The 12,680-nt window shown below is 31.2% G+C and carries 15 protein-coding genes and 1 tRNA gene; 6 read left to right on the top strand and 10 right to left on the bottom strand.

Features of this window, described 5'->3' with window-relative positions; genetic code table 11:
- Positions 1–12 precede the first annotated feature (12 nt).
- Positions 13–603, top strand: coding sequence for a riboflavin synthase (locus HB672_RS02840; RefSeq protein WP_167607382.1), 591 nt, complete (start codon positions 13–15; stop codon positions 601–603).
- Here the strand turns inward: HB672_RS02840 and HB672_RS02845 are convergent.
- The 3 genes from HB672_RS02845 to HB672_RS02855 form a co-directional block, all read right to left on the bottom strand.
- A complete protein-coding gene (locus HB672_RS02845; RefSeq protein ID WP_167607385.1) occupies positions 600–794 on the bottom strand; it encodes a hypothetical protein in 195 nt (64 codons plus the stop codon). The two genes, HB672_RS02840 and HB672_RS02845, sit on opposite strands and share 4 nt — an antisense overlap.
- 379 nt (positions 795–1,173) lie before the next feature.
- A complete protein-coding gene (locus HB672_RS02850) occupies positions 1,174–3,228 on the bottom strand; it encodes a TonB-dependent receptor (protein ID WP_167607389.1) in 2,055 nt (684 codons plus the stop codon).
- Positions 3,229–3,346: 118 nt separating this feature from the next.
- Positions 3,347–4,255: a hypothetical protein gene (locus HB672_RS02855; RefSeq protein ID WP_167607392.1), complete on the bottom strand. Its 909-nt coding sequence runs from the start codon at positions 4,253–4,255 to the stop codon at positions 3,347–3,349.
- 281 nt (positions 4,256–4,536) lie between these two features.
- Here HB672_RS02855 and HB672_RS14750 point away from each other — a divergent pair, with 281 nt between their 5' ends.
- The 4 genes from HB672_RS14750 (at position 4,537) to HB672_RS02870 (ending at position 7,679) form a co-directional block, all read left to right on the top strand.
- The gene (locus tag HB672_RS14750) at positions 4,537–4,665 is read left to right on the top strand and encodes a hypothetical protein (protein ID WP_280115280.1); all 129 of its coding nucleotides are present in this window, start codon (positions 4,537–4,539) and stop codon (positions 4,663–4,665) included.
- Positions 4,666–4,850: 185 nt separating this feature from the next.
- A complete protein-coding gene (locus HB672_RS02860; protein WP_167607395.1) occupies positions 4,851–6,083 on the top strand; it encodes a site-specific integrase in 1,233 nt (410 codons plus the stop codon).
- 126 nt (positions 6,084–6,209) lie between these two features.
- Entirely contained in the window at positions 6,210–6,521 is a 312-nt protein-coding gene (locus HB672_RS02865; protein ID WP_167607399.1) for a helix-turn-helix domain-containing protein, read from the top strand.
- Positions 6,522–6,830: 309 nt separating this feature from the next.
- Positions 6,831–7,679 carry a hypothetical protein gene (locus tag HB672_RS02870; RefSeq protein ID WP_167607402.1) on the top strand — a complete coding sequence of 283 codons (849 nt, stop codon included), beginning with the start codon at positions 6,831–6,833 and terminating at the stop codon, positions 7,677–7,679.
- Positions 7,680–7,821: 142 nt separating this feature from the next.
- Here the strand turns inward: HB672_RS02870 and HB672_RS02875 are convergent, their stop codons facing one another.
- The 7 genes from HB672_RS02875 to mce all read right to left on the bottom strand — a co-directional run bounded on the left by HB672_RS02875 (position 7,822) and on the right by mce (position 12,193).
- Positions 7,822–8,907, bottom strand: coding sequence for a DUF262 domain-containing protein (locus HB672_RS02875; RefSeq protein WP_167607405.1), 1,086 nt, complete (start codon positions 8,905–8,907; stop codon positions 7,822–7,824).
- A gap of 2 nt (positions 8,908–8,909) precedes the next feature.
- Positions 8,910–10,010: an adenine-specific methyltransferase EcoRI family protein gene (locus HB672_RS02880; RefSeq protein WP_167607408.1), complete on the bottom strand. Its 1,101-nt coding sequence runs from the start codon at positions 10,008–10,010 to the stop codon at positions 8,910–8,912.
- 82 nt (positions 10,011–10,092) lie between these two features.
- On the bottom strand, positions 10,093–10,329 hold the full coding sequence (locus HB672_RS02885; RefSeq protein WP_167607411.1) for a hypothetical protein: 237 nt from the start codon (positions 10,327–10,329) through the stop codon (positions 10,093–10,095).
- Entirely contained in the window at positions 10,301–10,651 is a 351-nt protein-coding gene (locus HB672_RS02890) for a hypothetical protein (RefSeq protein ID WP_167607414.1), read from the bottom strand. The genes HB672_RS02885 and HB672_RS02890 overlap by 29 nt, the downstream gene beginning before the upstream one ends.
- Entirely contained in the window at positions 10,651–11,475 is an 825-nt protein-coding gene (locus HB672_RS02895; protein WP_167607417.1) for a hypothetical protein, read from the bottom strand. The genes HB672_RS02890 and HB672_RS02895 overlap by 1 nt, the downstream gene beginning before the upstream one ends.
- 186 nt (positions 11,476–11,661) lie before the next feature.
- Positions 11,662–11,735, bottom strand: a tRNA-Ile gene (locus HB672_RS02900).
- Between the two features lie 47 nt (positions 11,736–11,782).
- Complete coding sequence (gene mce, locus HB672_RS02905) at positions 11,783–12,193, bottom strand: methylmalonyl-CoA epimerase (protein WP_167610235.1); 411 nt, start codon at positions 12,191–12,193, stop codon at positions 11,783–11,785.
- A gap of 71 nt (positions 12,194–12,264) precedes the next feature.
- Between mce and rbfA the strand changes: the two genes are divergently transcribed.
- Positions 12,265–12,657, top strand: a complete 393-nt coding sequence (rbfA, locus tag HB672_RS02910; RefSeq protein WP_167610237.1) for a 30S ribosome-binding factor RbfA — start codon at positions 12,265–12,267, stop codon at positions 12,655–12,657.
- Positions 12,658–12,680: the final 23 nt, after the last annotated feature.

Genomic DNA, 12,680 nt, shown 5'->3' on the forward strand with positions numbered 1-12,680 from the left:
TAAAATCGTTATATGTTTACTGGTATTATAGAAGATCTTGGAATAGTTAAAGACTTAGTGAAAAAGGGAGAGAATATTAATATAACTGTTGAAAGTAATATTACAAATGAGCTGAAAATTGATCAAAGTGTTGCACATAATGGTGTTTGCTTAACTGTTGTGAATATAAAAGATAAAGAATATACAGTAACTGCCATTAAAGAAACTCTAGATAAGTCAAATATTGGAGCATTAAAGATTAAAGATTTGGTAAATCTTGAAAGAGCTATGAAGCTTGGAGATAGGCTTGATGGACATATTGTTCAAGGTCACGTAGATCAAATTGCAACATGCATAAATGTAGAAGAACATGATGGAAGTTGGCAGTATGCTTTTAAATATGATGCTTCATTAGGAAATATTACCATCGAAAAAGGCTCTATAACAATTAACGGTGTTAGCCTAACGGTTGTAGGCTCTAAAAAAGACACCTTTAGTGTTGCAATAATACCTTACACATACAAGCACACAAATTTTAACAGCCTTAAAATTGGGTCCATTGTTAATTTAGAATTTGATGTAATAGGGAAATACGTAAGTAAGCTTCAAGAAATAAAACTTTAATTCTTAGGTTTTGATTTAATAAAACCAAGGTGTTTAATTACTCCATATAAAAGAGCTAACGCAAAAACAAAAACAACAGCACCATCAATAGGTAGTCCTGGTGGTGGTGGTCCAGATGGCGGCGGCGGTATAGGCCCTTGATAGGCATACACTACATTAGTAAAAACAAATAAGATTTGGGCTAATTTCATATTGTTTTTTGAGTCATTTTGATGTAAAAGTATGAAAAAAAGCCAGTTATCAAAATATTTACCACAAAAAACACCTATGAAGTGTTTAAAAACGTCGATGAAATACGTTTTTAAACTGCAATTGACACTGACTAATTAATTAATTTTTTGAAAGAATTAATTAAACTTATAACTCTTTCATTATCCCTTTATTATGCGAAAATAAAGTTTGTATGTATTTTCTGCAATTTTTTTCGGTATTATTAATTGTTTTAACAAAAATCCACTCTTATTTCTGCTTAGTGGCTAATGTTTTACAAAATCATTTATGGTGCTATTTACTAAAAGAAAAAACCTACATTTCTGTAGGGCTTAATTTTATTATGCTAAAAAGGGTTTGTTAGAGTATATGCATTAATCTTATGCCTCCAAAAATATTTATTCCAGGAGCTGGCTCGTAATATCGTCCACCAAAGGCATTTATTCTAATATTGTCGTTGTATTTAGTGTTAAATAGATTATTAATTCCAACAAATGGGATTAAATGTAAATTTTTGAATTTTTTTTCATAACCTATATTTAGATCGGTTTTCAAATAATCTTGATCCTTAACAGAATTAGCATCATTCACAAATAACGCACCCACAAACTGATTAACAAATCGCGCTTTAAGTCCATTTTTGTTATGGTATAAAAATGTAATTGCTCCCATATGTTTTGGAATCCCAGGAAGTTCGTTACCATTAAAATCATCATTAGATGTAGAATAGGTATCAAAGTTAAAATCTGAATATGTGTAATTCACAGTGATATTAAAACTAGAGTCTATGCTAATTACTCCATTCATTTCCAATCCTTTCCTAATGGTTTTCCCTGCATTCTTATAAAATGTACGTCCTGGAAACATTTCTAATTCATACGAAATAATATCATCTTTAGTTATTATATAAAACAAAGCTAGTTCTCCACTTAAATTTTTACTCTCCACTTTATATCCAATCTCAAAGTTTCTAGCTTTTTGCGGATTTAAAGATTTATTAAAACCGCCCTCATCTATCACATTAGCAGAAAGCTCGCTCATAACTGGTGTTTCAAAACTTGTAGAGAAATTTCCATAGAGGTTCTGATTTCGATGTAGTTGATAGCTCAGGCCAATGCTGGGATTAAATGAATTTAAATATATCGTTCCTGATTGATCTCCGTTAGCCAGAAAATTATCATTTGCTTCAATTAAGTTGTGATCGAATCGCATCCCAAAATTTAATAACACCTTTTCTAATTTAACATGATTTAAAGCATAGACACCAAAAGTTGCGTATGACTCAAGTTGATCTAGCACCTTAGCTCCTGTTTCTCCTTGCAAATTATCAAATCGTTTTCTCGTATCATTTTGATTTGCCAAATCAAATCCTACTTGAAACGTGTTTTGGAATTTATTTATGTCACTCTTATGGTTATAGCTACTCCCAAAACCATAATATTTCCTTTCCAAATCAACGATTCCTCCATTCTCAAAAGGCAGCTTTCCAAAAAAATCACGAGACGAAAAAAATCCATAAGCATTAAAGATGCTTTTCGACCATTTATGTTTAAAATTCGTTCCTATTTTAAATTGATTAATAGATTCTTCGGTTTCAAAGTCCAAATTTCTTCCTCTTGCCTGTTTCCGATCTTCTTCTACCTCCTCTAAGGTGAGTCCACCAGAATCTCCAGCAAAAGGGCTATTGCTATAGTTAATTTGAGCGTTTAATTTAGAGTTATTAGAAAATACATGTCGTATTTTTAAATTTAGATTATTACTTTTAAATCCACTCGTAATCCTATAACCATCAGATTTGGTATTTGTCTCTTGCATAAGGACATTTGTTTTTCCAAATAGGAATCCTGCATTTACTTGATATTGTTTAAACCCATAACTTCCATATGTAAGTCCAGCTTTTACAAAATTAGTTTCAAATTGATCTTTTGTAAGTATGTTAATTACACCTCCAGAAGCATTGCCGTATAATGAAGAAGCGGGACCTCTAATAATTTCCATTTTATCTATTGTTCCAATATTAAGGTTATCTATTTGGCCCTGACCGTCTGGTGTGGTCTCTGGGATGCCGTCAACTATTATTTTAATGCCTCTAATTCCAAATGCAGATCTAGCGCCAAATCCTCGAATAGACACTCTCAAATCTTGTGAAAAATTATTTGCATTTAGCGCGAATAACCCAGGAATGGTGTTTATGTAATCATTTAATGAAAGTTGTTGGGAAATATCGCTTCTAGTTGCAATATCCACAGTAGATATAGCCAGTGGCATCTGTTTTTTAGATGCCACTATTTTGGAAACGTTAATTAATATAGTTGGAAGCGTATCAGTTTTAGTATTATTTTCCTGTGTATAAATAGGCGAACTTATTATTAAAAAAAGTACTGAAAATACAGTTGTGTTGAAGAATTTAATCATTGATGTTTAGTTAGTATTTCTAAAGATACAGAATTTCTAAATCTTGAGTTTTGGGTATAAAAAAGAGCTACATTTCTGTAACTCTTTAATAGTATTCCTTGTTATTGAAGTTAATTGTTTACTTTTCCCAAACAACAGGCTGATTCTGACCATTCTGGTTGTACAATACACCGCCGACCTCTCCAGAATCATTGATACAATATGCATAGCCTTCCAAATAGTCTCCCTTTGACAAAGTAATAAGTTTGCCTTTTTTCCACATTGCTGGTGTAGAAATACCATCGGAAAAGACGTATCCAACGATTGTACCGTTATTGCTAATTGAATAGGTATATCCTCCTGTATATTCGCCAGTAGGTAGCACAGTAAGCTCACCGTGCTTCCAATAAGCTGGCTGATTTTCAACCGCACCAACAATACCACCATTGTTATTGATGCCATTAGCTTGTCCTCTAGAATATGTGCTTATTGGCAACTCCTGCATTTCCCCATTAATCCAAGTCACAGGTCGACGGCTACTTCCACTATTAACAGTTCCAACAATATGACCTCTATTGTTAATAGCTCGAGCCACTGATCTTGAATAATTTCCAATCGGTAGTACCGTTAACTGATCATTATCCCATAATGATGCCCGTCTTAACCCAGTAAAAAAGTCTTCTACAAATCCAACAATTTGGCCCTCATCATTAACCCAATAAGCGTAACCAATATGAAAATTACCAGTCGGTAAAATTTTAGGTTCATTGTCATATTGTTCCCAGTATGCTGCTTGAAAATAGGTGGAAAAATCAGTTACAAATCCTACAATATTACCTTGGTTATTTATATGATTCCCTTCTGAGTATTCATTTGTTCCGCCCAAATAATTATTCAAGTAAGTGTATGAGCCATCAACCCAAACACCATCCCCAACAATCTTTCCTTGATTATTAATACCCAGAACAAGTCCATAGGTAAACGAATCTCCTGGCAATATGGAAAGGTCAAGGTTTGATTTCGTTTTCACTTTTGATTTCGTTTTCATAGATTCCGTCTGGGATTGGTCGTTTGATTCAACTGGATCAAAAGAATCTACCTCACAGGAGACCATTAAAACAATTGAAAAAAATAATGCTGACATGTTTTTCATAATATAGAGTTGTTTAGTTAATAAGTATATAATATACGTATTAATTTTTAGCTAACTAATTGAAAAACAAAATCCTACTATTTCTAGCAGAGTTTTTTAACTTACTCCTCCCTAAGACTCAAACTAAGGTCGCTCTGATTATGAATCAGATACTCTAACCAACTGAGCTATAGATAATGTTACAGGTCTTAGTGATTCCATTTAATACATGTGCAAAAAACCTTAGAAAAGTAACAGTTGTCTGGTTCTCTAGAATTGTAGAAACCATTAGAAATAAAAAACCTGCTGAAGATCAACAGATTTAAAGTGGTCCCACTTGGTCCACAGTAAGTTTTATTATATTTTATTCTATTTTATTGAATTTTAGTCTTTTAAACGCTGTAAACAGTAACTTTTACAATTAAGCGAGATAAGGTGTAATTAAACGAAATTAAAATTATTCGTCCCCTCATTCGTCCCCTACAAATACATTTTATTATATATTTGCCATATGGCTAAGGCAAAATTTATTTTAAAAGAACCTAACGCAAAAGTAGAAACTTTAATATATCTATTTTACAACTATAAATATAAACGTTTTAAGTATTCTACAGGAGAAAAAATACATCCTAAATTTTGGAATAAATCTTCACAAAGAGCAAAAACTTCAAAACAATTTCCAGAGTACCCAGAATTCAATTCAAGATTAGATAAAATTGAAAATGGTATAAACAATGCTTTTAGAAAATTACTCAATGACGGAATACAACCTAATAATTCTTATCTGAAAGATGCTTTACAAATTGAATTATCAGATAATTTATTAAAACCTAACAAACTAACACTTTTTGAATTTATAGAAAACTACATTGAAGAAAGTAAACTTAATAAATCGATAGGCACAATTAAAGTATATAAAACTACATTTAAGTATCTCAAAGAATATGCTCAAAAGTATAAACCATTAGATTTTGAAACAATAACTCTTGAGTTTTACAATCACTATTTAGGTTTTCTAAAGATTGAACACAATCTATCTAACAATACATTAGGAAAACATATAAAAACACTTAAATCTTTTATGAATGAAGCGACTGAAAGGGGCTTAAATAATAATTTAGAGTTTAAGAATAAGCGGTTTAAAACTATTAGGGAAGAAGCAGATACTGTTTATTTAAATATTGAAGAATTAGGGAAAATTGAAAAACTAGACTTAAAAGCTAGTCCCAGATTAGAAAGGGTAAGGGACTTATTTTTGATAGGTTGTTATACGGGACTAAGGTTTTCTGACTTTACTCAAATTAACCCCGAAAACATAGTTTCTGACAACACTGTAATAGAAGTAAGAACAAAAAAAACAGGGCAAAGGGTTTCTATTCCACTACATAAAACCGTAAGACTCGTACTTAAAAAGTATAAAAACAAACTACCTAAAGCCTATACAAATCAAAAAATGAATGAATATCTAAAAGAGGTTGTATGCTTAGCGGGAATAAAAGAGTTAGTAGAAACGACTATTACAAAAGGTGGGAAAATTGAGAAAAGTGTGTTGCCGAAGTTTAAACTTGTTTCAACTCATACCGCTAGACGTAGCTTTGCAACCAATTTATACTTAGCTGAAGTTCCTACCATTTCAATAATGAAAATAACAGGACATAAAACAGAGAGGTCATTTTTACAATATATAAGGGTTTCTCAAAAAGAAAATGCAGATAAATTACTAACTCATCCTTTCTTTAAATGATAATGAACATACTTTATCAAAAGTGTCAAAAATGCGCAAAAATGCGCAATAATGCGCAATAATGGGAAGTCATTAATTTAATCTAGTTTTCATTTGTACCATATTAATAATTAAATAATATTAAATATGGGAAACATCCAAATCAACAATTTCAAATTAGAGGACTTAGAAACTGCCATTAAAAATGTTCTAAAAGAGACAGTGACAAACGCTGTAAAGGAACAAATCACGCCAAATCGTACAATCATTTCTTTGTTTTCAAGAGAAAGCACTGCTGAAATGCTTTGTATTTCACTTCCTACTCTTCATGAATGGACTAAAAGTGGAATCATAAAAGCAAACAGAATTGGTAATAGAGTTCTCTACAAATTAGAGGATATTAATGATGCTTTAACCGAGGTAAACACCTCAATTAAGAAAGGGGGTTTATCATGCTAAAAAAGAAAAATGATTACTCTGTTATCGTATTCCTAGAAAATGAAACCAAACCTAAAAAATGGGAGTATGTTCATAAATTAAATGGCTTTTCAATGTTTCTAAATAAAAAGCATCCTAGTTGGCTCTATATGAATGTTTACAACCGTCGAACTAGTGCATTTATGAAACAATTTCGCAAGGGGGCTTTCATCCCTCCGTTCATCGAGTAGTTTTTCTTTTTTTTAACCTTTAAAAACTAAAAACCTTTATATAATAACCTTTAATAAATAACCTTTTAATGGTTTTAATTAATGTACAACGATTCAGATTATGGTAGTTAAAAATACTTACGGAATAAGTGTTGCTTTTTCAACAAGCAAATACGGAATAACTCCAAAAAGTGAATTTACTGGTTCAGCTTTACAGAGGAAAAAACAAGAAAAGTCAAAATACACAAAAGCAAAAAAAAAGGAAAGCAAGGACGAGGAGCGAAAAGAACGTTCCTTGTCCAAACGTTCGAAACAAAAAATTAGAAAAAAGCTGACCTGTTTTGCGAGAACTCAAAAAAAGCTAAGTTTTGTTACTCTTACCTTTTTAAATAGTGTAACAGATGAAAAAGCAATAGATATTTTAAGAAAGTTTATTGACAACGTAAAAAAAAGAAGTGACAATTTTCAATACTTATGGGTTGTAGAACGACAAACAAAGAATAATGAATTTAAGGGAAATCCACATTTCCATATGATAACCAACAAATATTGGCAAATTGAAAAATGGTGGAATTATTGGTTAACACTTCAACAAAAAAATGGAGTAATACCAAGAGAGGGAAATTTTAAACCATCTTCAGCTTTTGATGTAAAGCAATTAAATGCAAATAATATTAAAAGAATTTCGTCTTATATAACAAAATATGTTACTAAAAATAATGCAAAGTTTAAATGCCAAGTATGGAATTGCTCAAGACAGGTTTCAGAGTTATATACAGATTTTTACACTACAACTGAATTTACAGACCAATTTAAACGACTCAACGCTGTTTCAAAAGAGTTTATAGACAAAGACCGGAAAAGCCCTGTAATTAATGTTAAAATGATTGATTTAAACAGGCAAACCATACCTCTTTATAAAAGGCTTGATGAGAAAAATCGAGCTGTTATTCATGAAAAATTATATTAACTTTAAGTTATGGTAAATAAACCAAGTAAAGAGGAGTGAGTATTAATTATTTTAATAATAATAGTTGTTATTTACTCCTTAGTATTGTCTTTTGAGGTGGCTTCATAAGATTGAATTAAGTCTTTAATTAAATACTTACAATTTATTTTCCTGATTTCCTTCTATTACAATCCTTACAAAGCATTTGACAGTTTTCCTCCACTGTTTTTCCATTTTCATGCCAAGGTGTAATGTGGTCACCTTCCATAAATTCTATCTCAAAATTTTCTTCACACATGACACAAATTCCTCTCTGCTTTTCATACACTTTTTGTTTCATAGAGTCTGTGAAAGCTCTAATTCCTAAGTGTCGTTCATCACGGGTTAGAATGTATGGGTAAATTCCTTTCTTTTTTTCTACATCATCATCAGCAATTAATCTAGCGGTTTCTTTTTCAATTGAATCAGTATTAAAAACCTCGTCTTTAAACTCATTGTAAAGCACCCCCCAATCAACACCTTTCATGAATTTTTTTCTTTTAATAGTAAATGTTGCTTCAACCCAAGAAATTACATCTTGAAAATATCTCCATAAAGCGCTTGCATTTTGGTCGTGTTGATGATTGGCCATGTAGACTTCAATGTTGCCATTTGATATCCATTTAATTGCTGTCTCTAAGTAATCTTGTCTAATTGGAGTGCCTTTCAAATAATCACTACCTATTTGATATGCTACACAACTATTTTTACTAAAGTAACGCTTTGCATCAGTAACCCAAGAACCAGAGTATACAGCATTTCTTAGCTCTTGTTCGTATAACCTTTCACCAGCTATATTAATTGTCTTAAACCATTCAAGCTTTTCACTATCAGAGCCACTGCATATATAAATCATTAATTTATAATTTAGTATTTGCTCTTTTTCATCTTCTTGTAAATTATGAAAGTATTTAAACATATATGCAAAATCTCCATTTACATACTGACAAATTGAAATAGTTCTTTGTTGGCCATCAATTACTTCAAAATTCCCATCCTCTCTTAAAGCCCAGTACATAACATTTAGTGGGAAATTTTTTGTGAGAGTGTTTATAACTGCATCTCGTTGTTTTCCGCTGTAAATAAATTCTCTTTGATATGGTGGGCGAATATCTAGCTTACCACTAAAACCTATCACTCCATTTTCTTCATTGTCAACAAAGCCATTTGTTAATTCTCTAACTGTGACTTCTTTTAATTCTATTTTCATTATTATGCTTTCTTGTTTTTTATCAAAAATCTTGTGTAAAGAACTTTTAAAAAACCATTAACATTATCTGCAGTATAACAAACTCCCTCTGGTTTTGTTTTGTACAAGATTGTTGAACTTGTGTTTGCTTTACTCCCATTTTTAATTGACCCATCTGGGTTTATTTGTTTAGGATTAATATATTTTTTAATCGGCCTTGCCTCAAACTCATCTCTACCAGAAGTCATTCCAACAATTTCAAATTGCTCAGGATTATATTTACTCAAAAATGTTATAGGTACCCCCATCACACCATCATAATCTATCGGTATATCTTTCGTTTTACTAACTTCAATCGCATCATAATTGTCATATTTAGGGTAATCTTCTGGTGTGTATTTTTTAAACAAAATCAAATCTTCTTGTCGCTTGGTAATATCTAAATTCGTCAGCCAAATCACTCCAGAAACTCTTATCATCCCTTCTTTACGGTCACTTGCTGTTGCATAATCCTCATAATGTTTGTTTATAAAATGTGATGCTCCTCCTTTAAAACCATATCCTAACCAAATTTTATTCTCAAGAACAAGTTTAAAAATCTCTTTGTATTTTGTTGCGTTTTGGTGACCAACAATTATAAACTTTTTGTCATGTTCAATTAGCTGAGCAATATATTCTCTAAACAAAGAAAAAGGTGGGTTTGTAACAACAATATCAGACTGTTTTAAAAGCTCTATACTTTCATCGCTTCTAAAATCACCATCTCCTTTTAGATGACCGATTCCTATTTCCTCTAAATCCGGAATATTATTCCCGTTTTTATCTCCATTATATTCTAAATAAATAGCTTGCTCAGAATCATTTTGACTAAATAAATCTGCGTTTTGATTTTTGTAGCATGTGGTAATTAGTTTTTTTAATCCTAATTTTTCAAAATTGTACGAAAAGTAATGAAAGAAATTACTAATTCTGGGGTCGTCACAATTGCAGTAAATAGTTTTATCTTTAAAATGCCCCCTATAGTTTTTTAGCTCTCTTTCAATGTCAGAAAGCTGAGTATAAAACTCATCTTTTTTATTATTTTTTGCTTTTGTTAAATTTCTGTTTTGGGATTTAGTAGGCATTTCAATTTTGTTGGTTCTTAGATTTAGAAATTATTTTGTTTTATAATGGATAATTAAATTTTAACACAAAAGGTTATATTTATTACTCTTTTGAGTTTCCGTTTGGAAAATAGTGAGCAAAAACCTTATATACCGTAAATGATAAAATCGCTTCTAAGGCAACTAATATTCCTTTATCTTGCCAGTCACATTCAGTTCTAAGTATCTTGTTTAAAATTATAAAAAAAGCCACCAAGGCAGCAATTCCAAAAAGGAATTTAAGCCCAATATCAACTAATGCCTTTATTGTTTTAGTTTGCCGTTCTGTAACTTCTTTCATCTAAAAGTTGATAAAATTCAATAATTTCAATTTCGTCTTTTGTGAACTCGTATTTTTCTTCTTCAAGGTTTTGACATATTTCACAAGTAAAAAAATCTTCAATTTCAGATTTTCTATTATAGGTTTTTAATAGTCTCCCGCATGAATTACAATAAGCGCCATATCTTTTCCTAAATACTTTATCCTTTACCGCCAGCTCGCATAAAAGTTTTGCTGCTTTTTTAGGAATGTGTAAAATGCTTCTAACATTTTCAACATATATTCTATCGGGATTTAATTCACTAATTAAATCAGCTTGCTTGTCAATGAATTTTAAAAACATCACCTATTATTTGTTAATATTAAATCAACGAGATTTTGAATTGATTCAACCCTGTTAGGAAATCTTGTAAAGGCTAGTTTTCCTTTTCTTGGCTCTATTGCAAAAGTAGGCATAAAACTAACTACATCTCTCTTGATTCTAAATACATTTTTATCTAATGGAGCTCCTGTAATTTGAGCGTATACATCTGGCATATGCTCTTTTAAAGTATTTTCCTCATCCATAGATTCAGTTGTTGTGCTTACGCTTTTTTTAAATTTCACAAAAGCTGCATCAATAAAATCATCTTCCCATAAATACTTTATTCCATCTGTTAGGTCAATGTTTGTTATTGTAACAGAAGAACCAAATGCTGTGTTTAATCTTTCAATAATATCATTGTCTTCAATATCTTTACCCGTCATAAAAACTCTGTGCTGAAAATAATTATTTACATTTCTTTCTAAAATATTTATCGACAATATTACTTGACTAGTTGTTGCTCTTATCATAACTGGGCATCTAAAAACTAGTTCTTCTTGTTGTCCAGAATGAGGGTTAAAAAAGGTATAGGCTGTATCAATAGTTAAAAATATTTCTCTTACTCCGTTAGTAGTAGTGTCTGAAAAAATATTCCCTCCTGCTAAATTAAGTGTTGAGGGGATGCTGTTGTTTATTGAGAAAACATAAACATGTTGATGAAGAAAGCCAAAATTTACTGTTGCAAAATTTAATATGTCGCTTTCGCTTTCGGAGTTTATGACATCACTTATTAAATCTTCTTGCTTTAATCCGGTCAATTCGAAATGCTCCTTAAGAGATTTAACCGGGTAGGATTTAAGCATTCTGCTTAAAATATTTTCTTGAGAATTCAAATTATTAAGAGTTAGGTTGAATAAATATAGACAAAATGTAAGAATTTTTAACAAAAACAATAAATTAAATTATTGGTGTTCGTCCCCTTATTCGTCCCCCTAAATTAAAAAAACCCTGTAAACATCTTATTTACAAGGTTTTAAAGTTTAAAAAAGTGGTCCCACTTGGGCTCGAACCAAGGACCCTCTGATTATGAGTCAGATGCTCTAACCAACTGAGCTATGGGACCAAATTAGGCTGCAATATTACTACTTATTTTATTTCTCCGCAAGTAAATTATTCTTTATTAATGCGCTCTTGACATAGCTCTATAAGCACTCCGTTAGTTGATTTTGGATGTAAAAAAGCCACCAACTTATTGTCTGCGCCTTTCTTTGGTTTTTCGTTTAAGACCATAAAGCCTTCTTTTTTCAATCGCTTTATTTCTTTCTCAATATCATCAACATCAAATGCTATGTGATGAATGCCTTCACCCTTTTTGTCTATAAACTTTGCAATGGGGCTTTTTTCGTTTGTAGCCTCTAAAAGCTCAATTTTATTCTCTCCTACTTTAAAAAACGACGTTTTAACGCCTTCGCTTTCCACGTCTTCAATCTTATAGTGTGATTCTCCAAAAAGTTTTTCAAATAAGTCATTTGAATTTTTTATGCTTTTAACTGCAATACCTATGTGTTCAATTTTGTTCATCATACTGCAAATTTAATTTAAAAGACTAACGTTTTAAAGCTTTAACAATTGAAATGTATTATTTTTGTGCCATGGAAAGTAATAGACAAAAAAAAATAGCTTCGGTTTTACAACGAGACTTGGTAGATGTGCTCCAAAATGCAGCCACTCAAGGTGGTATGAAAGGTGTAATTATTTCGGTAACAAAGGTTAATGTAACAGTCGATCTTTCTATCGCTAAAGTGTATTTAAGTATTTTCCCAATTGATAAAGGTCCTGAATTACTGGAAGGTATACAGTCTAATGCTTCTTTAATTAAGCATGAATTGGCACAGCGTACTAAGCATCAATTAAGGCGTATGCCTCAACTTACTTTTTTTATTGATGATTCGTTAGAATATATCGATCAAATTAATCGTTCCTTAAAGGGATTGGATAATCCTTTAGAAAATCCTGATTCATTAGAAAAAAGAAAGAAAAAATAGTTGAGTTTTCCTTTTTATATAGC

It is taken from the genome of Gaetbulibacter sp. S0825, assembly GCF_011777505.1.
Classification (GTDB): Bacteria; Bacteroidota; Bacteroidia; order Flavobacteriales; family Flavobacteriaceae; genus Pontimicrobium.

Coding starts and splice junctions, on each gene's coding strand:
- HB672_RS02850 (WP_167607389.1), bottom strand. CDS start 3,228: ATGATTAAATTCTTCAACACAACTGTATTTTCAGTACTTTTTTTAATA.
- HB672_RS02895 (WP_167607417.1), bottom strand. CDS start 11,475: ATGCTTAAATCCTACCCGGTTAAATCTCTTAAGGAGCATTTCGAATTG.
- mce (WP_167610235.1), bottom strand. CDS start 12,193: ATGAACAAAATTGAACACATAGGTATTGCAGTTAAAAGCATAAAAAAT.
- HB672_RS02875 (WP_167607405.1), bottom strand. CDS start 8,907: ATGAAAATAGAATTAAAAGAAGTCACAGTTAGAGAATTAACAAATGGC.
- HB672_RS02860 (WP_167607395.1), top strand. CDS start 4,851: ATGGCTAAGGCAAAATTTATTTTAAAAGAACCTAACGCAAAAGTAGAA.
- HB672_RS02880 (WP_167607408.1), bottom strand. CDS start 10,010: ATGCCTACTAAATCCCAAAACAGAAATTTAACAAAAGCAAAAAATAAT.
- HB672_RS02855 (WP_167607392.1), bottom strand. CDS start 4,255: ATGAAAACGAAATCAAAAGTGAAAACGAAATCAAACCTTGACCTTTCC.
- HB672_RS14750 (WP_280115280.1), top strand. CDS start 4,537: ATGTTACAGGTCTTAGTGATTCCATTTAATACATGTGCAAAAAACCTT.
- HB672_RS02870 (WP_167607402.1), top strand. CDS start 6,831: ATGGTAGTTAAAAATACTTACGGAATAAGTGTTGCTTTTTCAACAAGC.
- rbfA (WP_167610237.1), top strand. CDS start 12,265: ATGGAAAGTAATAGACAAAAAAAAATAGCTTCGGTTTTACAACGAGAC.
- HB672_RS02845 (WP_167607385.1), bottom strand. CDS start 794: ATGAAATTAGCCCAAATCTTATTTGTTTTTACTAATGTAGTGTATGCC.
- HB672_RS02840 (WP_167607382.1), top strand. CDS start 13: ATGTTTACTGGTATTATAGAAGATCTTGGAATAGTTAAAGACTTAGTG.
- HB672_RS02865 (WP_167607399.1), top strand. CDS start 6,210: ATGGGAAACATCCAAATCAACAATTTCAAATTAGAGGACTTAGAAACT.
- HB672_RS02885 (WP_167607411.1), bottom strand. CDS start 10,329: ATGAAAGAAGTTACAGAACGGCAAACTAAAACAATAAAGGCATTAGTT.
- HB672_RS02890 (WP_167607414.1), bottom strand. CDS start 10,651: ATGTTTTTAAAATTCATTGACAAGCAAGCTGATTTAATTAGTGAATTA.